Here is a 22,675-nt window from a genome sequence, read left to right as displayed (position 1 = left end):
GTCTCACCATCCAACCAGCATGGAGGTGGTGAGTGGACTCGACCTACGAGATAGCCCCAGATGAGATTGAGATCCTCATCGTCGAGGACAGCCCGACCCAGGCCGAGCGACTGCGCCGCCTGATCCAGTCCATGCGCTATGGCGCCCGCGTGGCCGCCAACGGCAAATACGCGCTGGCCGAGATCCGCGAACGCAAGCCTCACCTGGTCCTGTCCGACATTGTGATGCCCGAAATGGACGGCTACGAGTTATGCCGCGCCATCAAGTCCGACCCGAAGATGCGCGATATCCCGGTAATTCTGGTGACCTCGCTGACTGACCCCAAAGACATCATCCGCGGCATCGAATGCGGCGCCGATAACTTTATCCGTAAACCGTATGCGGAAGACTATCTGCTGAACCGCATCGGACAGATGCTGGTGAATCAGAAGCTGCGCAAGAACTCCAGCATGGAGGTCGGCATCGCCCTCTATCTGGGCGACCAGAAGCACTTCATCAACGCGGAACGCCAGCAGATCCTTGACCTGCTGATCTCGACCTACGAACAGGCCGTGCAGGTGAACAGCGAGCTGCAGGCGCGCGAGCGCCAGGTGATCGAGCTGAATATGCGTCTGGCCCATCACGCCGGCGAGCTGGAAACCATCAACCGCGAAATCGCGATGAAGAACCTGGAGCTGGCGGAAGCGAGCCGCATGAAGTCGGCCTTCATCGCCAATATGTCGCACGAACTGCGCACGCCGTTGAACGCCATCATCGGCTTTACCGGTGCACTGCTGATGAAGCTTCCCGGCCCGCTGACCGATGAACAGGACCGTCAGCTGACCACCATCCGGTCCAGCGCGCGCCATCTGCTCTCGCTGATTAACGATATTCTCGATGTGGCCAAGATCGAAGCCGGCAAGGTGACCTTGTCGCTGGAGCCGGTGCAGGCACAGTCCCTGATGAACGAGGTAGCGGACACACTGCGTCCACTGGCCGCGCAAAAAGGCCTGAGTCTGGAAGTGGAAATGGTGTCCGAGCCGATCAACCTGAACACCGACCGCCGCGCCCTGACCCAGATCCTGATCAACCTCGCCAACAACGCCATCAAGTTCACGGAAAAAGGCCAGGTCAAACTGAGCCTGAAGCAGCGTCATGATGATGGCGCCGTGATCACGGAATTCAGCGTGGCCGACAGTGGCCAGGGCATCCGCGAAGAGGACCAGGCCAAGCTGTTCCAGGCTTTCTCCCAGCTCGATGCGACCTCGACCCGCCATGCCGAGGGCGCCGGACTTGGGCTGTACTTAAGCCAGAATCTCGCCAACCTGCTGGGCGGCTCCCTGTTCTTCAGCAGCGATTTCGGCAAGGGCAGCACCTTCACCCTGGCCCTCAAATCCAAACAGCAGCATTGAGCGCCCGCGCGGCGGAGGCAAGATGGCGGCACGCATCCTGATTATCGAAGACAACCAGGCCAATATGGATTTGCTGGTGTACTTGCTGTCGGCCTTCGGCCACGTGCCGTTGCAAGCCTTCGACGGCGAGCGCGGTGTGGTGATGGCCCGAGAGGAGCGTCCGGACCTGATTCTGTGCGATCTGCATTTGCCGCGCCTCGATGGCTATGGCGTGCTGGCCGCATTGCGCGCCGATCCCGTCACGCGCGACATCCCGATTCTCGCGGCCAGCGCGGTGCCGGTGACGGACGGCTGCGCGTCCCTGCGCCGCGCAGGGTTCAGCGGCTGTTTGCCCAAATCGCTGGAACCGGACGTGCTGCTGCCCTCTTTGGAGGCCTGGCTGCCGGCGGCCTTGCGCTCGTCGGTCAGCGCGCCCGGCTTGAACGATGGCGCTACTGCGCCGGCGCCCTCCGCCACGCACAATGGTGCGCGTCCACGTGCAAACATTCTTTTATTGGATGCCGCGCCGGAAAATGCCGGCCTGGCAGCCAGCATCCTGGCCCATACCGGTTATGGGGTGACGATCGCGACGACACCGGACCAGGTGCAGGCGGTGGCCCAGCAAGCCTTCGATCTGGTGCTGTGCGATCTGGGGTTGTACGAAGATGGACGCACTTCCTTCCTCGCCGATGCGCTGCACAAAGTTCCCGCGGCGCCGGTCATTGTGATCCGTCCGGATGATGATGACGATGTTTCACAACTGAGTAATGGCCGTGGGAAATCTCCTCTGCTGCTCTCTCACCCAATCGAACCACAGCAATTGGTCGCCGCCATCGAATCTTCTCTGGTGCAGTAGGAGCGATACAGTAGTTCTACGGTATTGCAGTGCAACATACCCGGTACTATATTGGAAACGTCTCCTCCAAGCGTTCACAGAACATTTGGACTTAGCCCGCCGCGCTAAAAGCGCCGCGGGCTTTTTTTTAAACCCACGGCAGACAGCAGGTGGCTGCCACGATGTGGCAGCCACCAGGTTTTGCGCCGTGGGTTCAAATAAGGTTGAGCGGCGCGCCGGATGGCAGGCTGGGGAAGCTCTTGCCGAGTGCCGCGTCGGACAGCCGCAGGTGACGCTCCCCGACCTGCGCCAGCACGCGCCGGAAATCGGTCGTCACAGGCAAATCGCGGCCTTCGTTGAGCTGGTTGTCGGCCAGGCCGCGCCAGTCGCCGTGGACTTTGCCGCCGTTGACCTTACCGCCCAGCAGCCACATCGCGTTACCGTGGCCGTGGTCCGTGCCCTTGTTGCCGTTCTCGCGCGCAGTGCGGCCGAATTCGGACATCACCACGATCACCGTATCGTCGAACATCGGCCCAAGGCGCTGCGCCAGCACGGCCAGGCCCTGCCCCAGCGGCGCCAGGCGATTCGCCAGCTGGCCGGAACCAGCGCCCTGGTTAGCGTGCGTATCCCAGCCGCCCAGAGCAAAGAAAGCCAGCTGGATATTGGGATCGTTGCGCATCAGCGTGGCGAGGCGCGAGGCGTCATCCGGGAAGCCGTTGGGCAGCGGCGCACCGCCATCGGCCATCTGCATCTCGGCCATCATCGGATTATTGGTCGCAGCGACCATCACTTCGCGATGCGCATCGCGGCCATCGAGATAAGCCTTGCCGAAGCGTTCGTGGCCCATATACAGCTGGTCGAAAGCATTGGCCAGCGCCGGGCGGTCCAGCACATTATTCTTCACGCCCGCCGCGCCATTGGCCAGATTCATTGCGGCCGCATGCCCGCTGAGGATGCGCGGCATCACAGGCCCGATGCTCAGAGCGCGGGTCGGCGTAGACTCGCCCGGCAACTGCGCCAGCAGACGGTTCATCCAGCCATCCTGCGTGCTCTTCACGCCCGGCGTGGCGGACTCCATATAGTCCTGCGCGTCGAAGTGCGAGCGGCTGGCGTCCGGCGAACCGCTGGCGTGGACGAAGGCCAGCTTCTTCTGCTGCCACAGCGGCATCAGCGGCGCCAGGGCGGGATGCAGGCCGAAGTAGCCATCGAGATCCAGCGCACCACCCTCGGAGCCCGCATGCGCCAAAGCGATATTCGGACGCAGGCGTGCATATTCGGGATCGGCCACCGGCGCCACCACGTTCATGCCGTCCACCGCACCGCGCAGCATGACGACAATCAGTTTGCGCTGGGTGGGAGCGGATTTATCAGCCATGGTCGCGGCCCAGGCGCTGCGGCCCAGCGGCACCATCAGGCCAGCGCCTGCGGCCAGGGTATTCAGGAAGTATCGGCGGTCCATATGATTACCTCTGCATGAAATCGGGTCCGCCCAGCAGCATGGCGGCGCGCAGTTTGTCGGGGCTGGATGCCACCATCGCAGCGGTACGCGGCGACACGCATGCGCCCAGCGCCGTCTGCACCATCTGCGGATCGGTGTTCGGCGCCAGCGAAGTGGCAAAGGCGATGCGGCGGCTCAGCGCGTCGGGATTGAGCCAGGCATCCTGCGTATTCTTGTAGCCGTCCGGCGTCTGGCAGCCATACAGTGGCTGGCCGAGGCGGTTCAGCGTGCCCAGCAGCGGCTTCACGTCCGTCACAGGCGCGCCGCTGGCGCGCGCGGCGGACACCACAAACTGGTATGGCGTCTTGAACTTGGCGCCGGCCACCGCCGAATCCATGAACTCAGGGCTGGTGAACATGGTGCGCAGCACGGCGCGGATATCGCCGCCCGTGTCGCGCCAGGTGGCTGCCATGCGCTCGACCAGTGCCTGCGGCGGCACGTCGGCCACAAAGTATTGCGCCAGCTGGGTGCTGATATGACGCGCCGTGGCGGGATGCACGGCCAGCACGTCCAGCGCATATTCGCCTTCCGCTTCGCCGCGCGCTTTCACCGGCAGCCCAAGCCAGACCTTCTGGCCATTGTCGTGGCGCTTCGGATCGAACACGAATGTCTCATTGCGGTTGACCAGGCGGCGCGGCGCGTAAGTCCAGCCGGTCAGCATGCGCGCCAGCTCGGTGACGTCCTTCTGGGTATAGCCATTGTCCACGCCCAGCGTGTGCAGCTCCATCAGCTCGCGGGCATAGTTTTCGTTCAGGCCACCGGCTTTGGACACCCAGTTATCAAGGTAGAACAGCATGGCCGGATGCTTGGCTGTCGCCTCCAGCAGGTCGCGGAACTTGCCGAAGACGTGTGGGCGGACCGCATCGCGCTCATAACTGGAAATGAGCACGCGGTCCTGGCCCTTGCCCTGGAATACGTTGAAGTGATTGAACCAGAAATCGACCATCACCTCTTCCAGCTGGCGCGGACTCTCGATGGCGCGTAACAGGCGGGCCTCGGCGGTTTCGGCGGCCAGCTTGCCGATCGTCTCGCGCCGCATGTCCTTGGCCTCGTCCTTGTCCTTCTTGGCCTCGGCCCGCACTTCCTGGAATTCCTCCAGCGCCTGGCCCGCCGTCAGCTTCTGAGTTTGCAGCCCGTCGAGGCGCTGCGCCAGCGCGGCCGGCAGCGGCGGCGGATTCAATTGCTCATCGATGTAGCGCTGCACGCCGATCTGCGCCACGCGCTCGATATCGCCAGGCCTTGGGCCATACGCCAGGCGGTTCAGCACATGCAGGGCGGCCTGTTCGCCCTTCAGCGGCTCGGCCTGCGCAGCCGGCAGCAGCACCGCCGACGCGCCGATCGCGGCGGCCAGAATCCAGCGTTCCATGATGTTTTCCCCAGTTTATTCGGTGTTTTCTTTATACCCCGGCTGTTGCGTGCTGCCAAAGACTGCTTTGTTTCGTTTGTATCAGGATGTTAAATACTTGATTATTATGATTAAATGTTCATTCACCTCAACTTTTTGTAAATTTGGACGCTATAACAAATAGATAAGTTAACGAAAAAGTTCGGTAGAAAGAAAGAATGAAGAGACTCCAGCGCACATTGGCCGCGGCGGCAGCATTGACGCTGTGCGCTTGCGGCGTGCAGGGGCCGGCGACCAAGGTCGCGTCCAACGCGCCGCCTGTCTGGCAGGCGCCGCTGCCCCATCACGGCAGCATGAGCGAATTATCGAACTGGTGGCAGGGCCAGGGCGACCCGCTGCTGGTGCAGCTGATCGAAGCGGCACAGGCGGCCAGTCCGGATGTCGCTGCCGCGGGCGCGCGCATTGCGCAGGCCCGCGCCGAGCGCGTGGCCGCCGGGGCCGCGCTGGTGCCCAATCTGAACGGAGTGCTGACGTCTACGCGTATGAGCCAGCAACAGGCCAATGTCCCGACCAACACCACCAGCCAGGCGCTGTTGCAGACCCAATGGGAAATCGACTTGTTCGGCGGCGTGCGTGCGCGGCGCAATGCCGCCCAGGCCCGCCTGGACAGCGCCCACGCCGGCTGGCACGAAGCGCGCGTCGCCGTGGCGGCCGAAACGGCCAACCAGTATTACGGCCTGCGCGCCTGCGAACGCCTGCTGACGGTGACCAGGCTGGATGCCGCGTCGCGCGCGCATACTGCGCGGTTGACGGCGATTTCCACGCAAGCCGGCTTCCAGTCGCCATCCAACAACGCGCTGGCGCGCGCCAGCGCGGCCGACGGCAACAATCGCGCCGTGGCCCAGCGCGCCGCCTGCGAAATCGATGTGAAAGTGCTGGTGGCCCTGACTGCCATCCCCGAAGCCCAGCTGCGCGAAAAGCTGGCCGAGAACGCGACGGCCGCGCCGCTGGCGCCTTCGTCCGGCGTCACCATCGATGCCGTGCCGGCGCAGCTGCTGGCCCAGCGTCCCGATGTCTTCACCGCGCAGAATGAAGTGGCAGCGGCCAGCTTTGAAGTGGCCGGCGCGCGGGCGCAACGCTTCCCGCAACTGACGCTGTCCGGCTTCATTGGCCGCGGCAATATCCGCGCGGAGGGACAAAGCGTCACAGCCAACGCCTGGCAGATTGGCCCGGTGCAAATGGTGCTGCCCATCTTCGACGCCGGTACGCGCGGAGTCAATGTCGATGCGGCGCGCGCCCGCTACGACGCCGCCGTGAGCCGCTACCAGGCCGGCGTGCGCCAGGCAGTCAGCGAAGTGGAACAGGCGCTGGTTACCTTGCACAGCACCCAGGAACGTACCGATGATGCACAGGCTGCACTGGATGGCTACCGCAGCTTCTTCCAGGCCACCGAGGACCGCTACAACAACGGCCTCGCCAGCCTGCTCGAACTGGAAGACGCCCGCCGCACCCGGCTGGCGGCGGAAAACACGGTGGTGAATCTGCAGCGCGAACGCAGCGCCGCATGGATTGCCCTGTACCGCGCAGCAGGCGGCGGCTGGACCGCCCCGGCAGCGACACAATAACAATGGATAAGCTGATGAATAAGACGTCCCTCCGCCGCAACCGCCCGTACCGCGCCGCCCTGCTGGCGGCCGTCTGCGCTGCTGCAGCCATGGCGTCCGGCGCTGCGCCAGCCGACGACAGGAAGACCGATGCGCCCCGTCCTTCGCTGACCGTGACCACCGCGCATCCGCAAAAAACCACGCTGCCGATCCGGCTGACGGCCAACGGCAATGTCGCGGCCTGGCAGGAAGCCATCATCAGCAGCGAATCGAACGGCCTGCGCCTGGCCGAAGTTTTCGTCAACGTGGGCGACGTGGTCACCAAAGGCCAGCTGCTGGCCCTCTTCAACGCCGACACCGTGAACGCCGACGTGGCACAAGCCAAGGCCGCGCTGGCCGAAGCCGAAGCCGCCGCCGCCGAAGCGAAAGCCAATGCGGCGCGCGCCCGCTCCATCGAAACCACCGGCGCGCTGAGCGCCCAGCAGATCAGCCAATACCTCACCGCCGAGCAAACTGCCAATGCCCGCATCGCATCGGCGCGCGCCGCCTTGGCCGTACAAGGCCTGCGCCAGAAGTACGCCCGCGTGGTGGCGCCGGACAATGGCGTGATCTCCGCGCGCAACGCCACCGTGGGCGTGGTGGCGGGGCCGGGCACGGAACTGTTCCGTATGATCCGCCAGGGCCGCCTGGAATGGCGCGCCGAAGTCACCGCGCCCGAGCTGCGCAGCGTGAGGATAGGCGATGCCGCCATCGTGAAAGCAGCCAATGGCAGCGTCCTGACCGGCAAGGTGCGCATGGTGGCGCCGACCATCGATCCGCAGACCCGTTCCGCCATCGTGTACGTGGATCTGCCGGCAAATAACGGCAAGCAGCCGCCGTTCAAGGCCGGCATGTTCGCCACCGGCCAGTTCGAACTGGGTGCGTCCGACGCGATGACCGTGCCGCAGCAGGCTGTCGCAGTGCGCGATGGCTTCAGCTATGTCTTCAAAATGAACAGCGACCAGCGCGTATCCCAGCTCAAGGTGCAGACCGGCCGCCGGCTCGGCGACCGCATCGAAGTGCTGGACGGCCTGCCGGTCAACACGCTGGTGGTGGTGGGCGGGGCCGGCTTCCTGAACGACGGCGATCTGGTACGCAGTGCCGGTACCTATGTGCCGGACAATGCGGCCACCAGCGCAGCCGCCGGCGCCGGCAAAGCGGCCCGCCGCTAAGGACGTGCCATGAATTTTTCCGCGCTTTCGATCCGGAATCCCGTTCCAGCGATCATGCTGTTTGTTCTGCTGACACTGGCAGGACTGCTGGCATACAAGGCCAATCCGGTACAGGACTTCCCTGACATCGAACTGCCGGTCGTGAACGTGACCGCCACCCTGCCCGGGGCCGCGCCGGCCCAGCTGGAAACGGAGGTCGCACGCAAGATCGAAGATTCCGTCGCCACACTACAGGGTGTGAAAAATATCCGCACCAAAGTCCTGGATGGCACGGCCAACGTGATCGTCGAATTCGTACTGGAGAAGAATCTGTCGGACGCGGTGAACGAGGTGCGCGATGCCGTTACCCGCATCAAGGCCGACCTCCCCGGCGAATTGCGCGAACCCGTGGTCAGCAAGCTTTCCACGGCGGGCCGCGTGGTGCTGGCCTTTGTGGTCGAGGCCCAGCCGGGCGTGAAAATGGACAGCCAGGAGCTGAGCTGGTTCGTCGATAACACCCTGACCAAGCGTCTGCTGGCGGTGCAGGGCATTGGCCAGGTCAAGCGCGTGGGCGGCGTAACCCGCGAGATCCGCGTGGAGCTGGATGACGAACGCATGGCCGCGCTGCGGGTGTCCGCGCTGGATGTGTCGCGCCAGCTGCGCCTGGTGCAAAAAGAAGCGCCGGGTGGACGCGGTGACGTCAGCGGCGCCGAACAGTCGGTACGCACCATCGCCACCGTGCAAACGGCGGAAGAACTGGCGAAAATTGACATCCCGCTGGGCGCCGGCCGCCACGTGCGTCTGGAGCAGGTAGCCAAAGTGACAGATACTGTGGCCGAACCTCGCGCCATCGCCATGCAGGACGGGAAGCCGGTGGTGGCGTTCGAAATCTTCCGCACCAAGGGCGCCAGCGAAACCCAGGTGGCGGCCGATGCACGCGCCGCGATTGAAGAACTGCGCCGCAAGCATCCCAACGTAGCAATTACTCAGGCCATCGACAATGCCGCGCCGGTTGAGGAAAACTTCCACGGCTCGATGGAGCTGCTGTATGAGGGCGCGATTCTGGCCGTGCTGGTGGTGTGGTGGTTCCTGCGCGACTGGCGCGCTACCCTGGTCGCCAGCGCCGCCCTGCCCTTGTCCGTAATTCCAGCCTTCCTTGGCATGTACTGGATGGGTTTTACCCTGAACACCGTGACCCTGCTGGCTCTGGCCCTGGTGGTCGGCGTGCTGGTGGACGACGCCATCGTGGAAATCGAAAACATTGAGCGCCACCTCCACATGGGCAAATCGCCAATGCAGGCTGCCATGGAAGCGGCTGACGAAATCGGCATGGCGGTGATCGCGACCACCTTTGCACTGGTCGCCGTGTTCCTGCCGACCGCCTTCATGGGCGGCATCCCCGGCAAATTCTTCAAGCAGTTCGGCTGGTCGGCCGTGCTGGCGGTGCTGGCGTCCCTGGTCGTAGCGCGTCTGCTGACGCCGATGATGGCCGCGCACTTCCTGCGCCCTGCCGTCAGCACCCATGCCCCGGACGGCTGGCTGATGCAGCGCTATATGAAGACCATGAAGTGGTGCCTGAAGCATCGCGGCATCACGGCGCTGGCGTCGGCAGCCTTCTTCGTCGGCTCCATCATGCTGGTCGGCCTGCTGCCTACGGGCTTTGTGCCGCCGGCCGATCGCGGGCAGACGATGGTGAATCTGGAACTGCCACCCGGCTCCACGCTGGCCGAAACCAGGGTGATTGCGGAACAGGCGCGGCAGGCCATCCTGCGCGTGCCGACCGTGACGCATGTGTTCAGCTCCATCGGCGGCGGTTCTTCCGGCGATGCCTTCGCGCCCGGCACTGCAGCCGAGGCGCGCCGCGCTGTGCTGACCATCACGACCCGGCATCGCAACGACCGCAAGGAAAAGATGTCGCAGATCGACAATCAGATCCGCGAACAGGTGTCGGGCATTCCCGGCGCGCGCTTTACCGTCGGTCCGCCGGATACGGGCATCAAGCTTCAGGTCGTGCTGCGCTCGGACGATCCGGTGGCGCTCACCGATTCCGCGCGCAAGGTGGAGCGCGAACTGCGCACGCTGCACGGCATCGGCAATGTGACGTCCAGTGCCTCACTGGTACGTCCTGAAATCATCGTGCGTCCAGACTTTGCCAAGGCGGCGGATTTGGGCGTCACAGCCAATGCCATCGGTGAAACGGTACGCGTGGCCACCGCCGGCGACTACGACTACGATCTGACCAAGATGAACCTGCCCGAGCGCCAGGTGCCGATCCGCGTGAAGCTGCCGGACGCCGTGCGCGCCGACCTTGATGCCATCGGCCGCCTGACCGTACCCGGCACCAATGGCCCCGTGCTGCTGGCCACCGTGGCCGACATCACCGTCGAATCAGGCCCGGCCCAGATCGACCGTCTGAACCGCAGCCGCAACGTGACGCTGGACGTGGAACTGGGCAGCCGCTCGCTGGGCGAAATCGATACGGAAGCGCGCAATCTGCCTGCTATGACGAACCTGCCGCCATCCGTCACCCAGGCGGATGCGGGCGACACCCAGGAAATGGCTGGCCTGTTCGTCAGCTTCGGAATTGCCATGACCATCGGCGTGCTCTGCATCTACGGTGTGCTGGTGCTGCTGTTCCACGACTTCCTGCAGCCGATGACGATTCTGGCCGCGCTGCCGCTGTCCATCGGCGGCGCTTTCGTGGCCCTGCTGGTCACGCGCAGCGCGCTGTCCATGCCGTCGATGATTGGCTTGATCATGCTGATGGGGATCGTGACCAAAAACTCGATCCTGCTGGTGGATTACGCGATCCTCGCGCGCGCGGCGGGCATGAGCCGCTTCGATGCGCTGGTAGACGCCTGCCATAAACGTAGCCGTCCAATCCTGATGACGACAATTGCGATGGGCGCGGGTATGATGCCACTGGCGCTCGGCTGGGGCGCGGACCCAAGCTTCCGTTCCCCAATGGCGATTGCCGTGATTGGCGGCCTGATTACTTCGACCTTGCTTAGCCTGCTGGTGGTGCCGGCGGTGTTCACCTATGTGGATGACCTGGAGCAGATCGTCGAACGCACTGTGCGCAGGCTGCGCCGCCGTTCGCACTCCGGCGGCCCCATAACCATAACGAAATAGGAGCAAGCGATGGATATCAAAGTGGTTGAACTCGATCCGGTACGCGTAGCTTTCCTGCGCCATACCGGCCCCTATGGTCCGTCGCTTGGCGAGTTCTGGCGCAAGGTGGTGCAGCCCTGGCTGGCGGCGGCCGGCTTGCAGGGCCGTGTGACGTATGGCGTGGCGCTGGACGATCCGACCACCACACCGCCAGAGCAGTGCCGCTACGACGCTTGCGTGGAAGTGGACAAGGACTATGAGGCCGAGGCGCCTGCTTCGCTGGCCACGATTCCGGGCGGCCGGTTTGCGAGCACGCGCTATTTTGGTCCGCCGGACGGCATCGGCTCGGCATGGCATCAGTTCTATGGCCAGACGCTGGGCGTTGAGGGACTGGGCGATCGTCCAGGCGCCTGCTTCGAGCGCTATGCTGCGGACTTCCGCACCGATCCTGCGACCGGTGCCTTCGAATGCGAGCTGTTTATCCCTATCGAGTAGGCGCCTGCCAGCCGCCACCCAGCGCGCGGTAGAGATCCACGGACGCGGTGAGCAGCCGCGTCCTCAATTGCAGGCGCGCGACGTCTGCGCTGTACAGGGTGCGCTGCGCATCCAGTTCCTCCAGGTAGGACGCATAGCCATTGCGATGTCGGTTGCGCGCAATGCGCAGCGTTTCGGCCGCCGTTTCGCGGCGCGCGTCGTTCTGCACTACCTGTTCCCGCAATCTGTATATCGCACCGATGCCGTTTTCCGCTTCGGCGAAGGCATTTCGCACCGTGCTTTCGTAGCCGAAGACTGCCTGGTCGCGCTGGGCGGCTGCGGAATCGGTTTGCGCTTGCACCCGGCCGCCTTCGAAGATCGGCGCCGTCAGCCCGAGGCTGATGCGCCACAGGTTCGCCGGCGTATGCAGGAAGTCGCTGAAGTCGGTGGACTGGATGCCATCGGCGGCGGTCAGGCGGAAGGATGGCAGCAGCTGGTCGCGCGTGGCCTGCAGGCTGGCGTTCGCGGCGACGATGTTTTGCTCGGCGCGGGCGATGTCCGGACGGCGGCGCAGCAGTTCGGATGGCAGGCCGGCCGGCACAGGCGGCGGGGTCAGATCGGCCAGCGCCGTACCGCGCGCGATGGCGCCGGGATTGGCGCCCGTCAGCAGGCTTAGCGCGTTTTCCGTTTCGAAGATTTGCCTTTGCAGCTGCGGAATCTGTTCGGCGGCGGTCTGATACTCGGCTTGCGCCTGCAGCCATTCCAGCCTTGAGGTGTAGCCAACCTCGAATTGGCGCTGCGCGAGCATACGTGATTCTTCGCGCAGCTTCAGGGTGGCGATGGCCAGCTCCAGTTGCGCATCCAGGCCGCGCAGGTTCAGATAGGCGTTGGCGACGGTGGCGGCAATGGACAATGCCGCTGCGTCGGCGTTGGCCTGTTCGGCGCGGTAGCTTGCCGCCGCTGCCTCCGTTGCGCTGGCGAGGCGGCCCCAGATGTCGATCTCGTAGCTGGCCTGAAATTCGGCGGAGAAGACGTTGGTGTCGTAGGGGACGCCGTTGTAAGCCAGCGTGCGCGTTCTGGTTGGCGAGGCAGCCAGCGCCAGGCTTGGCTGCTGCCCGGCGCGCGCTGCTGCGACGCGGGCATGGAAATCTTCGACGCGGGCACGGGCGATGCGCAAGTCTTCATTGTGCTGCAGCGCGGTGGCCACCAGCGACGTCAGCGCCGGATCGTTGAAGGCGCGCCACCACTCCTGCTCCACCGGCTTGCTGCCGTCCGCCGCCGCCACGCCTTCCCCCGGCCCCACCACACTGCGCCACTGCGCCGGCGTCGCCAGCGTACTTTCCGGCGCCCGCCCCACCTTCGCCGCACACCCCGCCAGCAAAACCGCAGCCGCCACCACCACCGCACGCCGCCCGAATCCCGCGCACGCGCACGCGACGTGAGCGAAGCGCTGCTCTCCGCTGGCCGCCGGGTGCGCGAGGGGCTGCGCGGATGGAGCGCGGGCGCTCATTGCTGGCGCCCTTTCGCGCTGGCCGAGTCGTCGAGGACGGCGGAGGTGTCGATGCTGACGATCACGGACATGCCTGGCCGCAGGCGCGGCGCGAGCTTCTGGCCGGAATCGATGCGGATGCGCACGGGAATGCGCTGGGCGATCTTGACGAAATTGCCGGTCGCATTATCAGCCGGCAGCACGGAAAATTCAGAGCCGGTGGCGGGAGAAATGCGCTCGACCTGCCCGGTCAGCGTGGCGCCGTTCAGCGCGTCGACAGTAAAGGTGGCAGGCTGGCCCACCTGCACATTGGCCATCTGCGTCTCCTTCATATTCGCGATCACCCACATCTGCGATGGCACCAGCCCCATGAGCTGGGCGCCGGAATTGACGTAGGCGCCCTTGCGCACGGTGACCTGTCCCAGCTGACCATCCTGCGGCGCAGTAATCTTGGTGTTGTCGAGATCCACCTTGGCCGCCTTCATCGCAGCTTCCGCGTTGGCGACGGAAGCTTCCAGTGCGGCGCGGTTGACCGACACCGCCTGCGACTGCTGCTTCGCGATTTCAACATTGGCGCGCGCCTGCGATACCGCAGCCACGGTCTGCGCGCGGGTGGCACGCTGGGCATCCTCTTCGCGCTGCGACAGCGAACCATCCTCGGTCAATTGCTCGACGCGGCTCAGATCCGCCGCCGAGCGCGTCGCCTGCGCTTGCGCGTTTGCCAGCGCCGCTTCGTTCAGCACAATGGTCGCCTCCGCGCTGCGGCGCGACTGTTCCCAGTTTGCCAGCGCTGCCTTCGTGCTGGCGACCTGCGCGACAGCCTGCTCATAACGCTGGCGGTAAGTGCGGTCATCGATATCGACCAGCAAATCGCCGCGCTTCACCATCTGGAAGTCCTGCACTTTCACATCCGTGACATAGCCGGAAAGCTGGGTGCCGATCACGGTCACCTGCCCGCGCACCAGCGCGTTTTCGGTCGAGACAACGGGACTCTTGAACGGCGGCAGACGCCAGGCGTAAAGCACAACCAGCACGCCGATCAGCGCAAGCAGCGCGAAGCCCGCGCCAGCCATCCACTGCTGGCGCGTTTCGGGCTGGCCCGGCGTTGCTGATGCAGCGGGAGGCGGAGCTACCGGCGCGGCCGGCGGCGCAGGCGGTGCTGCGGACGCAGCGGGGGTAGCGGTAGGCGGTGGCGCGTTATTGTCGTCTGTTGTCATCGCATTCCGTGATCAGAAATAGGAGCTTTGGCCATACCCGTCTGGGCGTTTTCTGCCGGTACTACAGGGCGGCAGCGCGTGCAGACCTGCCAGAAGTAATGCGCCGCCATCCACACCAGAGAGGCGCAGGCGACCAGGAAAATAATATAAAACACGTCGTTATACGCCAGCACATTTGCCTCGCGCGTGGCCGCCGCGCCCAGCGACGCCACCCCTTGCACGGTCCGCAGCGAGGGATCGGCCAGCGCGCCGTTCAAGGCCGACCCCGTGCCCTGCACGCGCGCTGCGACCTGTGGATCGAGCAAGGTCAAATGCTCAACCAGCTGACTGGAATGGAATTTCTCGCGTATCGATTGCACGGTGCCGATCACGGCCGATCCCACCAGGCTGCCCAGGTTCTGCGTCATGGAAAACATGACCGAGAAACTGATCAGATTGCGCGGCTGCGCAATCACCGCGCCGAAGCCCGACACAAACGTCGGCCCGATAAAGAAGGTGCCGCTGAAGGCCATCAGAAACTGGCTCACATACATCTGTTCCGGCCGCGTCAGACTGGTCGCCTGCGAATCCATGTAAGCGCCGATCGCCATCAGCAGCATGGCAAACATCAGCATCTCATGGATGCGCCCCGGCGTAATCAGCAGCGCACTGACCAGGATGCCCAGTATGCTGGCGATCAGTACAATCATCCACAGCACATCCATCTGATCGTTGTTCAGGCCCAGCGCCTGCAGGAAACCGACCGAGCCGCCGGCCTCCGACTGCACTATCCGGATCAGCAACACCGAGGTCGCCAGCCGCGCCATGGTGCCTGTGGCGAGCCAGCGGATATTCAACAGCGGATGGGCGCGATTATGTTCGATCGCCACAGCCGTCGTGCCGAGAAGGATGGCGCCGACCATGGCCCAGCCCAGCCAGGGCGCATCGAACCACCATACCGTGCGGCCCAGCGCCAGCACTGCGCACAGCAGGGCCACGCCTGGCGCAAAGAAAGCAAACGTTAAAAAGTCCGTCTTCTCGAAAGCCCGGATGCGGTCACCGGGCGGCAGGGGCAAGAGCAGCACGCAGCCCAGCGACAGCAGCGCCATGCCCAGCTCGAACAGATACAAGCCGCGCCACTCCGCGACTTCCAGCAGATCGGACGAAAAGATGCGCGCCATCGGGATCGCCAGCTGGGCGAAACCGACGCCCAGCACCACCGCCTTCAACCGGTGTTGGGCCGGGAAAGCCTGCAAGGTGTAATAAAGCCCGAGCACCGTCAGCGCCGCGCCGCTGATGCCATGCGCGGCCCGCACCGCAATGGCGGACGCCAGCCCGTGCACGAACAGGTGGGCCATGGTCACGATCGCATACAGGATCAGGAACAGCTCCGTGAACAGACGCAGGCCAAACTGCTGGCGGAATTTCACCAGCAGCAGGTTCATGGAGATATTGGCCATCACATAGGCTGCGGGCAGCCATTGGATTTCGGCCTGATAAACGCCCAGCGAACCCTGGGCATACGGCAGATTGACGGAAATCAGCGCATTTCCGAGGCCGCCGGTAATGGCGACGATGAATCCTACAACAAGGAAGGCAATGCGCCGCGGCGTGGAATGCAGCGGATTGGAGGGCGAGCCCGGCAAAGTCGGGCGCTCATGGGGAAGCCAGGTCTGTGGTGCGTATACGTCCATGCATTCGTCCAGCAGCTGTCAATCTGCCTGAAAGCATACCACCACAGACGGGTTCCTACTCCTATACTTTAGGGTTATCGCTGTCGCGCTCCCAGATACGATGCGAGGCCAGCACCTGCCGGAAGGCCGCCAGCGCGCCGGTCAAGTCCCCCGGCTCGGTGCCGATGATGCCCCGGTCATGCGTGCCGTCCGGCAGCGTGGCCGGAATGCCCGCTGCGGCCAGCAGCTGCGTGCCGTCGTCCACCACCAGCAAAGGCTTCAGGTGACGGTACTGTAGCCGCACGAACTCCAGCGCCAGCGCCTGACCAGCCAGCGAAACCGCCGCCGCCGCACCGGCCGGAACCACCACCGCGTCATACAGCACGGCAGGCGTGGCCTCCAGCGAGACTTCGACATCCAGCGTGCCGCCGCCCGCGCCCTTCACCATGCCCATATTCGCACCGATCAGGCGCGGCACCGCGCCATCGCTCAGCAAAGCCTCATAGATGGTACGGACGATGCCCTCATCGCAGCCATCGGCCACCAGGATTGCCACGCGCCGCGAGCGGATGCCGCGTTCGCCGGGCCGCGACAACAGGGACAGCGCAGGCGAGGGTTCGTACTCCGGCAGCGTGCCGGTGAACGCCATCGGCAGCGGATCGGGCACTTCCATGCCCAGGCCGCCCGCCACGCCAGCGGAGAGAATCGGATCGACGTTGGCCAGCATCGCCAGCATGCGCTTGCGCACCATCGGCGTCTGCACCCGCGTCAGTTCGAAACGGAAGCCGCCTACGATATGCGCCTGCTCCACCGGCGTCTGGCTGCGCCAGAACAGGCGGGCCTGCGAATAGTGGTCGGCAAACAGTTCGGCCTTGCCGCGCACCTTGTCTTCCTGGATGTGCTCCGGGAAGGTGGTAAAGCCCATGCGCCCGGTCTGGAACGGACAACCACCGCCCAGCGAATTCGGCTCGTACGATGCCCGGCCACGATGGATGGCCTGGCGATGCATGCCGTCGCGCTGGTTATTGTGCACCTGGGCGACCGGCGCATTGATCGGAATCTCGTGGAAATTCGGCCCGCCCAGGCGGCTGATCTGCGTATCGATATACGAATGGATGCGGCCGTGCAGCAGCGGATCGTTGGTGAAGTCCAGTCCCGGAACGATGTGGGCGGCGCAGAACGCCACCTGCTCCGTCTCGGCAAAGAAATTGTCCGGATTGCGGTTCAGGACCATGCGGCCCACCGGCTGCAGCGGCACCAGTTCTTCCGGCACGATCTTGGTCGGGTCCAGCACGTCGAAGGGGAATTGCGCAGCCTGTTCTTCGGTGAAGACCTGCAGCGCCAGCTCCCATTCCGGATAGTCGCCCGCCTCGATGGCTTCCCACAGATCGCGGCGATGGAAATCGGAATCGGCGCCGCTGATGCGTACCGCTTCATCCCAGGCCAGCGAATGCGTGCCTTGCAGCGGCGACCAGTGGAATTTGACGAACACCGAATTGCCCGCCAGGTTCACCATGCGGAAGGTGTGCACGCCAAAGCCCTGCATCATGCGCAGGCTGCGCGGGATGGCACGGTCGGACATCACCCACATCAGCACGTGCATCGATTCCGGCGTCAGCGAGACGAAATCCCAGAAGGTGTCGTGGGCGCTGGCCGCCTGCGGAATGCCGTTATTCGGCTCCGGCTTGACGGAGTGGATCAGGTCCGGGAACTTCATCGCATCCTGGATGAAGAAGACCGGAATGTTATTGCCGACCAGATCCCAGTTGCCCTCGTCCGTGTAGAACTTGACGGCGAAGCCGCGGATATCGCGCGCCGTGTCGGTGGACCCGCGCTCGCCCGCGACGGTGGAGAAACGCACAAAGACCGGCGTGCGCTTGCCTGCCGCCGCAAACGGCGCCGCGCGCGTGATGTCGCTCAGGTCCTTATAGCTCTCGAAGTAGCCATGGGCGGCCGAGCCGCGCGCGTGCACCACCCGCTCGGGAATGCGCTCATGGTCGAAATGGGTGATCTTCTCGCGCAGGATGAAGTCTTCCATCAGGGTCGGACCACGCAGCCCAGCCTTGAGCGAATTCTGGTTGTCCGCAACCGGCACGCCTTGATTGGTGGTCATTCCACGGCCACCGGAATCGGTGCGCACGCGGTCCAGCGGACCATTGCCGGGATTTTCGCCCTGCGGCGGCTGGCCATTGCCAAGCTTGGCGGAGGCATTGCCTTCACTGGCGCTGCTGGCCGTAGCCAGCGGCGTTCCGGGTTTGGCGGACTGGCCCGGCACCGGTGTGCGCGCGGCATCGCCGTATTCCGAAGCCTTGGTAGCATTGTCTGGAATCTGTGCGGCGAGATCGATGCCGCCGACAACCTTCTCGCGCAACACCTCCGTGGCCGGGTCGGGGCTGCCGGTCCGGCCGGGAGGCGCTGCGTTGGAAGGTGCTGCGATGGTGCTCAATACCGAGCCTGCCCCGTCGGTGGCCGACGGGTCCTGTTTAGGCTTGGTCATGGCTCAATACTTGCGGGTGCCGAACAGTTTGGACACTGCATAACCGGCGGCCAGCGCCACCAATACCGAAGTGGCTGGGCTCTTGCGCACATAGGTGCGCCCCGACTCGGCGAAGCGCTTGTAAGCCACGGTCAGGCTTTCGCGTTTCTGGTCGAGCTTTTCGCCCATGTCGTTGATGGAGTCAGCCATCTTGTCGACACCCGTATGAGCCTGTGCCGCCAGGCGGTCTGCGGCTGCGGGCACTTTGTCGTGTGCTTTATCGATGGCGCTGTGCATGTCGGCGCGGGTATCTTTGCCGATGGTAGAGACGTTGGTATCGCTCTTTCCGAATTGGTTTTCCATGTCGTATCCCTTCATTTCTGGTTCAGGTGAAAGTGGCATGGATTACGATAGGCCGATCAGTTCTGCTTCACCGTGCGGCACCTAACAATGACAAGGGACCTGCCGGCACAATGCCATAGGGATTAAGCTGGCGATGGCTTTCGTAATAGTGGTGCTTGATGTGGTGGAAGTCCACCGTACCTGCAATGCCGGGCTTTGCGTACAACTGAGACAGATAACGGCTGAGATGCGGATAGTCTGCGATACGGCGCAGATTGCACTTGAAGTGGCCGTTGTACACCGCATCGAAGCGCACCAGCGTTGTAAACAAACGCCAGTCTGCTTCCGTGATGCGCGCGCCCAGCAGGTATTCCTGATGCGACAGGCGCTCTTCCAGCCAGTCCAGCGTATCGAACAGTGGAAAGACCGCTTCCTCATAGGCCGCCTGGGTGGTGGCGAAACCGGCACGGTAAACGCCGTTGTTGAGCGTTTCGTACACGCGCGCATTGATCTTATCAATTTCCTCGCGCAGCTCGACCGGGTAGTAATCGCCCGGCAGCGCACCCACGCCGTCAAAGGCGCTGTTCAACATGCGGATGATTTCGGAAGACTCGTTATTGACGATGGTGCGGCGATGCTTATCCCACAGCACAGGCACGGTAAAGCGGCCCTCGTAGCCAGGATCGGCCAATCGGTAAATGTCGGCCAGGCGCCCGGCGTGGTTGACGGTGTCCGGCACCACGCCGGGGCCGGGCGCGAAATTCCAGCCGCTGTCCGGCATCAGCCAGTGCACGATCGACACGCCGATCATCTCGTGCAAGCCTTTCAGCTCGCGAAAGATCAGCGTGCGGTGCGCCCAGGGACAGGCCAATGACACATACAGATGGTAGCGCCACGGCTCGGCGACGAAGCCCCCTTCTCCGCTCGGCCCCGCTGCGCCGTCCCGCGTGATCCAATTGCGGAACTGTGCTTCGGGTCGCAGGAAACGTCCCTGCTGATCGGATTTGACGGGCTTCATCAGGCGCTCCTTATTTCAGGAAGTCCAGCAGGACAGGCTTTACCTGCTCAGGTTTCTCATCAATCAGCCAGTGGCCGGAACCGGCGATAACGCGTCCGTCCACGTTCGTGGCGACCAATTTTGCCTGATCGATCAGGAAGGTGCCGCTCGCTTTCTCACCGGTCAGCACCAGCATTGGCTGGGTCAGTTTGGTTTGTGCGAACTGGGCGAAATCCTGAGCGTCCTGATCGAAGTTCTTGAAATACTGGAAGCCGGCGCGCATGCCGTTCGGCTGCGCATATGCCTTGGTGTAGAGCCGGCGATCGGCTTCGCTCACCGATCTGGTTTTGTCGGAGGCGAAGTCGTTCCAGAAGTGCTCGAAGTAGATGCGCTCGCGGCCTTTCACCAGTGCGACCGCGGTGTCGCTGGTGAAGTGGAAGTGCCACAGGTCGCGCAGCAGCCACACATTCTTCCAGTCGCCCACGCCGGGCAGGAAGGCATCCATCAGCGCGACCTTGCTGGTATCGGCGGGATATTGGGCGGCGTAGGCGTAGGCCACCATCAGGCCGATGTCGTGGCCGACCACGGCGGCTGGTTCGCTGCTAACGCCGGCAACCAGTTCGTGGATGTCCTTGGCCATGTTCTTCTTGTCGTAGCCTGCGTCCGGACGGGCGGACGCGCCGGCGCCGCGCAAGTCGGGAACGATCACGGTATGGGTTTTCGCCAGGTCGGCCAGGATGGGTTTCCACATATGGCTGGTCTGGGTGTAGCCGTGCAGCAGGACGACCGGGCTGCCATGGCCGCCGATCTGGTAGTGGATCCTGGTGCCGTTCACTTCTGCGGTCCTGTCGGTGAAGCCGGGTGCGTCGGCGGCGCTGGCGCTACCGAAGGCGGTCACGAGGGCGGCAGCAGCGAGGGTGCGGGCGATGTTCATGATCTTGCTCCTAAAGGTGGGTTGGTTGAGGTGAACTATAGGAGTTCCGGATCTTGCAAACAACGCCATGGATATCAATGAATTATTCAGTTTTTATGAATTTATTGTCTGTGTTCGCTATTGCACCGCACGATTGAGAAAATGCTGGCACTCTCGGCTATTGCGATTAAAGTGAGGGTAGGTATGTTCCCCGTTTCCGCCATTTCCGATGTGAACTCAACCGCGCCATTGGCGGCGGCTGGCCTTGTTACGGGCACTACGGACGTGACCTCCACCACTGATACCAGCGATGTGTCGGACGTGTCCTCCTTCGGGCAGGTGCTGTCTTCGCTGGCCTTGTCGCAGCGGCGCTTGCGCGATCTGGCGGCGGCTACGGGGTCAACGGTCAACACGGACCAGGTAACGCAGCTCAGCGATATCGTGCAGTCGCTGGCGGAAGCCTTCAACTCGGCGGACAGCACACCCGCCGCCCTGCCCCTGACGCAGGCGCTGCAAGGCCAACTGAACGGACTGCAGAATCTGGGCGTATCCCTGGTGCCTTCGCAGCTCAACGCCGGCACCACGGCGCTCGCGGTCGATCCCGGTGCACTGGAGTCGGCATTCCAGGCGAATCCGCAACGCACTCTGACCACGCTGTCCAGTGTCGCTACCTCTTTCGCGAACGCTGCGGCCAGCGCCGCGCCGGCCGTCATCACGGCCGCGCAGACCCTGCCCGACACGACACCCGAAGTGCCGGGCGCAGCCAACGATCTGGCGCTGCTGGATGCGATCACCAATACCGCGACACCGGCCACGCAAACGGCAGCGCAACGCGAAGCGGCGTTGCAGGCGCAGGCCACGGCCCAGCAGCAGGAGCAGGCGCGCGTCCAGGCGGCCCGCGATCAGCAGGCCCGTCTCGATGCGCAACGGCTGGAGCAAACGCAGGAGGATGCGAACCTCGCTGCGCAAAGCCAGCAGGCCCGTGCCGCCGCTGATCGCTTGCAGACGGCGCGTGACGTCGCCAATGCCCAGCTGTCCACCAATCAGGAGGCAACCCAGCAGCAGCGCATCGCCGAAGCGCAGGCCGCCACCGCGCGGCAGCTGACCAGCACACGCGAGGAAGATGCGGTGACGCAGGCGAATGCCGACCGTCTCACGGCAGAACAGCGCACGCGAGCGACGCAGCAGGCCACAGCACAGCAAACAGCGAACACGCAGGCAGCTACCCGTCTCGCCGCGCAACAGGCGACGGCACAACAGGCAGCGGCGCAGCAGACGGCCGCCCAACAGGACGCAGCGCGTCTCTCGGCCGCGCAGCAGGCCAGCACGCAGCAGGCGGCGCAACAGAACGCGGCGCAGCAAGCGGCTCAGCAACTGGCGTCGCAGCAAGCAGCCCAGCAGACCGAGAACACGCAGCTTGGCCAGACCCGCGCCGAACGCGCAGCGGCTGACCGCCTGAACGCTGCCCGTCAGGCGGTCGCCGAGCAGTCCGCGCAAGCCCAGGATGCTCAACTGGTGGCAGCACGCCTGGCCCAGGCGCGGCAAGCGGCTATCGACGAATTCAACGCAGCCCAGCAAGCCTTGCGGGACGCGCGCAATCAGGCGCAGCGTACGCAGGACACCCGCACGGCGCAGGAACGTTTGCAGCAGGCGCAGACTACGCAGAACCAGGTGCAGTCCACGCAGGAGGACGCAACACGCACTGAAGCCGCACGGCAGCAGACGGCTGCGCAGGACCGCCTGCAGCAGCAGCGTCTCACGCAAACGCAGTACGACGACCGGCTGCAGCAAGCACGCCAGACCACGCAACAAGTCCAGGACGAGCAGCAGGAAGAGCGCCTGCAAACGCAGCGTGAAGCTCTGCGGCGCGCGCAGGCTGCGGCGATTGCGGCCGATCTGGCCACGCGCACGGCGGCGGACAACGCGGCGCGCCAGCAGGCGGCCACTGAAGCATCGGCCAATTCGCAGACGGCGCAACGCGCGGCTACGGCGGCCAGCACGTCAGCAGCAGCTGAACGCACCCGCGTCAACGCCGAGATCACAGCGCGCAATCAGGCAGCCAGCGCGGCAGCGGGCGGGACGGCCGCCGCCGTGGGTGGCGCCGGGGCGACGGGCGCGGGCGGTGTCGGCGCGACCGGCGCGGGCGTGGCTGGTGCTACGGC

At 64.4% G+C, this 22,675-nt stretch carries 15 protein-coding genes and 1 pseudogene; 7 read left to right on the top strand and 9 right to left on the bottom strand.

The window, feature by feature from the left end; translation table 11 throughout:
* Nucleotides 1–32 precede the first annotated feature (32 nt).
* Entirely contained in the window at nt 33–1,391 is a 1,359-nt protein-coding gene (locus AB4Z19_RS08035; protein ID WP_442021955.1) for a hybrid sensor histidine kinase/response regulator, read from the top strand.
* Between the two features lie 22 nt (nt 1,392–1,413).
* Complete coding sequence (locus AB4Z19_RS08030) at nt 1,414–2,226, top strand: response regulator (protein ID WP_442021953.1); 813 nt, start codon at nt 1,414–1,416, stop codon at nt 2,224–2,226.
* A 193-nt stretch (nt 2,227–2,419) separates the two neighbouring features.
* On the opposite strand, the gene AB4Z19_RS08025 is transcribed toward AB4Z19_RS08030, so the two are convergent.
* The gene (locus AB4Z19_RS08025; protein WP_442034945.1) at nt 2,420–3,664 is read right to left on the bottom strand and encodes a DUF1501 domain-containing protein; all 1,245 of its coding nucleotides are present in this window, start codon (nt 3,662–3,664) and stop codon (nt 2,420–2,422) included.
* 4 nt (nt 3,665–3,668) lie between these two features.
* The gene (locus AB4Z19_RS08020) at nt 3,669–5,069 is read right to left on the bottom strand and encodes a DUF1800 domain-containing protein (RefSeq protein WP_442034943.1); all 1,401 of its coding nucleotides are present in this window, start codon (nt 5,067–5,069) and stop codon (nt 3,669–3,671) included.
* Between the two features lie 197 nt (nt 5,070–5,266).
* Between AB4Z19_RS08020 and AB4Z19_RS08015 the strand changes: the two genes are divergently transcribed.
* The 4 genes from AB4Z19_RS08015 to AB4Z19_RS08000 are packed head-to-tail and all read left to right on the top strand — an operon-like array spanning nt 5,267 to nt 11,448.
* Entirely contained in the window at nt 5,267–6,673 is a 1,407-nt protein-coding gene (locus AB4Z19_RS08015; RefSeq protein ID WP_442023887.1) for an efflux transporter outer membrane subunit, read from the top strand.
* Between the two features lie 14 nt (nt 6,674–6,687).
* A complete protein-coding gene (locus AB4Z19_RS08010) occupies nt 6,688–7,863 on the top strand; it encodes an efflux RND transporter periplasmic adaptor subunit (RefSeq protein ID WP_442023885.1) in 1,176 nt (391 codons plus the stop codon).
* 9 nt (nt 7,864–7,872) lie between these two features.
* Nucleotides 7,873–10,974, top strand: coding sequence for an efflux RND transporter permease subunit (locus AB4Z19_RS08005; protein ID WP_442034941.1), 3,102 nt, complete (start codon nt 7,873–7,875; stop codon nt 10,972–10,974).
* A gap of 9 nt (nt 10,975–10,983) precedes the next feature.
* Entirely contained in the window at nt 10,984–11,448 is a 465-nt protein-coding gene (locus tag AB4Z19_RS08000) for an AraC family transcriptional regulator (protein ID WP_442023881.1), read from the top strand.
* Here the strand turns inward: AB4Z19_RS08000 and AB4Z19_RS07995 are convergent.
* The 7 genes from AB4Z19_RS07995 to AB4Z19_RS07965 all read right to left on the bottom strand — a co-directional run bounded on the left by AB4Z19_RS07995 (nt 11,438) and on the right by AB4Z19_RS07965 (nt 20,534).
* On the bottom strand, nt 11,438–12,937 hold the full coding sequence (locus AB4Z19_RS07995; RefSeq protein WP_442034939.1) for an efflux transporter outer membrane subunit: 1,500 nt from the start codon (nt 12,935–12,937) through the stop codon (nt 11,438–11,440). The genes AB4Z19_RS08000 and AB4Z19_RS07995 overlap by 11 nt on opposite strands.
* Nucleotides 12,934–14,133, bottom strand: coding sequence for an HlyD family secretion protein (locus AB4Z19_RS07990; RefSeq protein WP_442023877.1), 1,200 nt, complete (start codon nt 14,131–14,133; stop codon nt 12,934–12,936). The genes AB4Z19_RS07995 and AB4Z19_RS07990 overlap by 4 nt, the downstream gene beginning before the upstream one ends.
* The gene (locus tag AB4Z19_RS07985) at nt 14,130–15,806 is read right to left on the bottom strand and encodes an MFS transporter (RefSeq protein WP_442023875.1); all 1,677 of its coding nucleotides are present in this window, start codon (nt 15,804–15,806) and stop codon (nt 14,130–14,132) included. The genes AB4Z19_RS07990 and AB4Z19_RS07985 overlap by 4 nt, the downstream gene beginning before the upstream one ends.
* A gap of 61 nt (nt 15,807–15,867) precedes the next feature.
* On the bottom strand, nt 15,868–18,282 hold the full coding sequence (locus AB4Z19_RS07980) for a catalase (protein WP_442023873.1): 2,415 nt from the start codon (nt 18,280–18,282) through the stop codon (nt 15,868–15,870).
* Nucleotides 18,283–18,285: 3 nt separating this feature from the next.
* Nucleotides 18,286–18,624 (bottom strand): hypothetical protein, encoded by a 339-nt coding sequence (locus AB4Z19_RS07975; protein ID WP_442034937.1) that lies wholly within the window; start codon nt 18,622–18,624, stop codon nt 18,286–18,288.
* 67 nt (nt 18,625–18,691) lie between these two features.
* Nucleotides 18,692–19,621, bottom strand: coding sequence for a glutathione S-transferase family protein (locus tag AB4Z19_RS07970; RefSeq protein WP_442034935.1), 930 nt, complete (start codon nt 19,619–19,621; stop codon nt 18,692–18,694).
* A gap of 10 nt (nt 19,622–19,631) precedes the next feature.
* Entirely contained in the window at nt 19,632–20,534 is a 903-nt protein-coding gene (locus AB4Z19_RS07965; RefSeq protein WP_442029909.1) for an alpha/beta fold hydrolase, read from the bottom strand.
* A 183-nt stretch (nt 20,535–20,717) separates the two neighbouring features.
* On the opposite strand from AB4Z19_RS07965, the pseudogene AB4Z19_RS07960 reads away from it, so the two are divergent.
* A pseudogene (locus AB4Z19_RS07960) lies at nt 20,718–22,675 on the top strand (hypothetical protein); the annotation flags it as partial.

Source organism: Pseudoduganella sp. RAF19 (genome assembly GCF_052114165.1).
GTDB lineage: Bacteria > Pseudomonadota > Gammaproteobacteria > Burkholderiales > Burkholderiaceae_D > Rugamonas.
The sequence above is the reverse complement of the archived record's forward strand: the minus strand, read 5'-3'. Positions and strand labels throughout refer to the sequence as shown.

Excerpts from the sequence above, each read along its gene's own strand:
- AB4Z19_RS08030 (WP_442021953.1), top strand. The coding sequence starts at position 1,414 with ATGGCGGCACGCATCCTGATTATCGAAGACAACCAGGCCAATATGGAT.
- AB4Z19_RS08025 (WP_442034945.1), bottom strand. The coding sequence starts at position 3,664 with ATGGACCGCCGATACTTCCTGAATACCCTGGCCGCAGGCGCTGGCCTG.
- AB4Z19_RS08020 (WP_442034943.1), bottom strand. The coding sequence starts at position 5,069 with ATGGAACGCTGGATTCTGGCCGCCGCGATCGGCGCGTCGGCGGTGCTG.
- AB4Z19_RS08015 (WP_442023887.1), top strand. The coding sequence starts at position 5,267 with ATGAAGAGACTCCAGCGCACATTGGCCGCGGCGGCAGCATTGACGCTG.
- AB4Z19_RS08010 (WP_442023885.1), top strand. The coding sequence starts at position 6,688 with ATGAATAAGACGTCCCTCCGCCGCAACCGCCCGTACCGCGCCGCCCTG.
- AB4Z19_RS08005 (WP_442034941.1), top strand. The coding sequence starts at position 7,873 with ATGAATTTTTCCGCGCTTTCGATCCGGAATCCCGTTCCAGCGATCATG.
- AB4Z19_RS08000 (WP_442023881.1), top strand. The coding sequence starts at position 10,984 with ATGGATATCAAAGTGGTTGAACTCGATCCGGTACGCGTAGCTTTCCTG.
- AB4Z19_RS07995 (WP_442034939.1), bottom strand. The coding sequence starts at position 12,937 with ATGAGCGCCCGCGCTCCATCCGCGCAGCCCCTCGCGCACCCGGCGGCC.
- AB4Z19_RS07990 (WP_442023877.1), bottom strand. The coding sequence starts at position 14,133 with ATGACAACAGACGACAATAACGCGCCACCGCCTACCGCTACCCCCGCT.
- AB4Z19_RS07985 (WP_442023875.1), bottom strand. The coding sequence starts at position 15,806 with ATGGACGTATACGCACCACAGACCTGGCTTCCCCATGAGCGCCCGACT.
- AB4Z19_RS07980 (WP_442023873.1), bottom strand. The coding sequence starts at position 18,282 with ATGACCAAGCCTAAACAGGACCCGTCGGCCACCGACGGGGCAGGCTCG.
- AB4Z19_RS07975 (WP_442034937.1), bottom strand. The coding sequence starts at position 18,624 with ATGGAAAACCAATTCGGAAAGAGCGATACCAACGTCTCTACCATCGGC.
- AB4Z19_RS07970 (WP_442034935.1), bottom strand. The coding sequence starts at position 19,621 with ATGAAGCCCGTCAAATCCGATCAGCAGGGACGTTTCCTGCGACCCGAA.
- AB4Z19_RS07965 (WP_442029909.1), bottom strand. The coding sequence starts at position 20,534 with ATGAACATCGCCCGCACCCTCGCTGCTGCCGCCCTCGTGACCGCCTTC.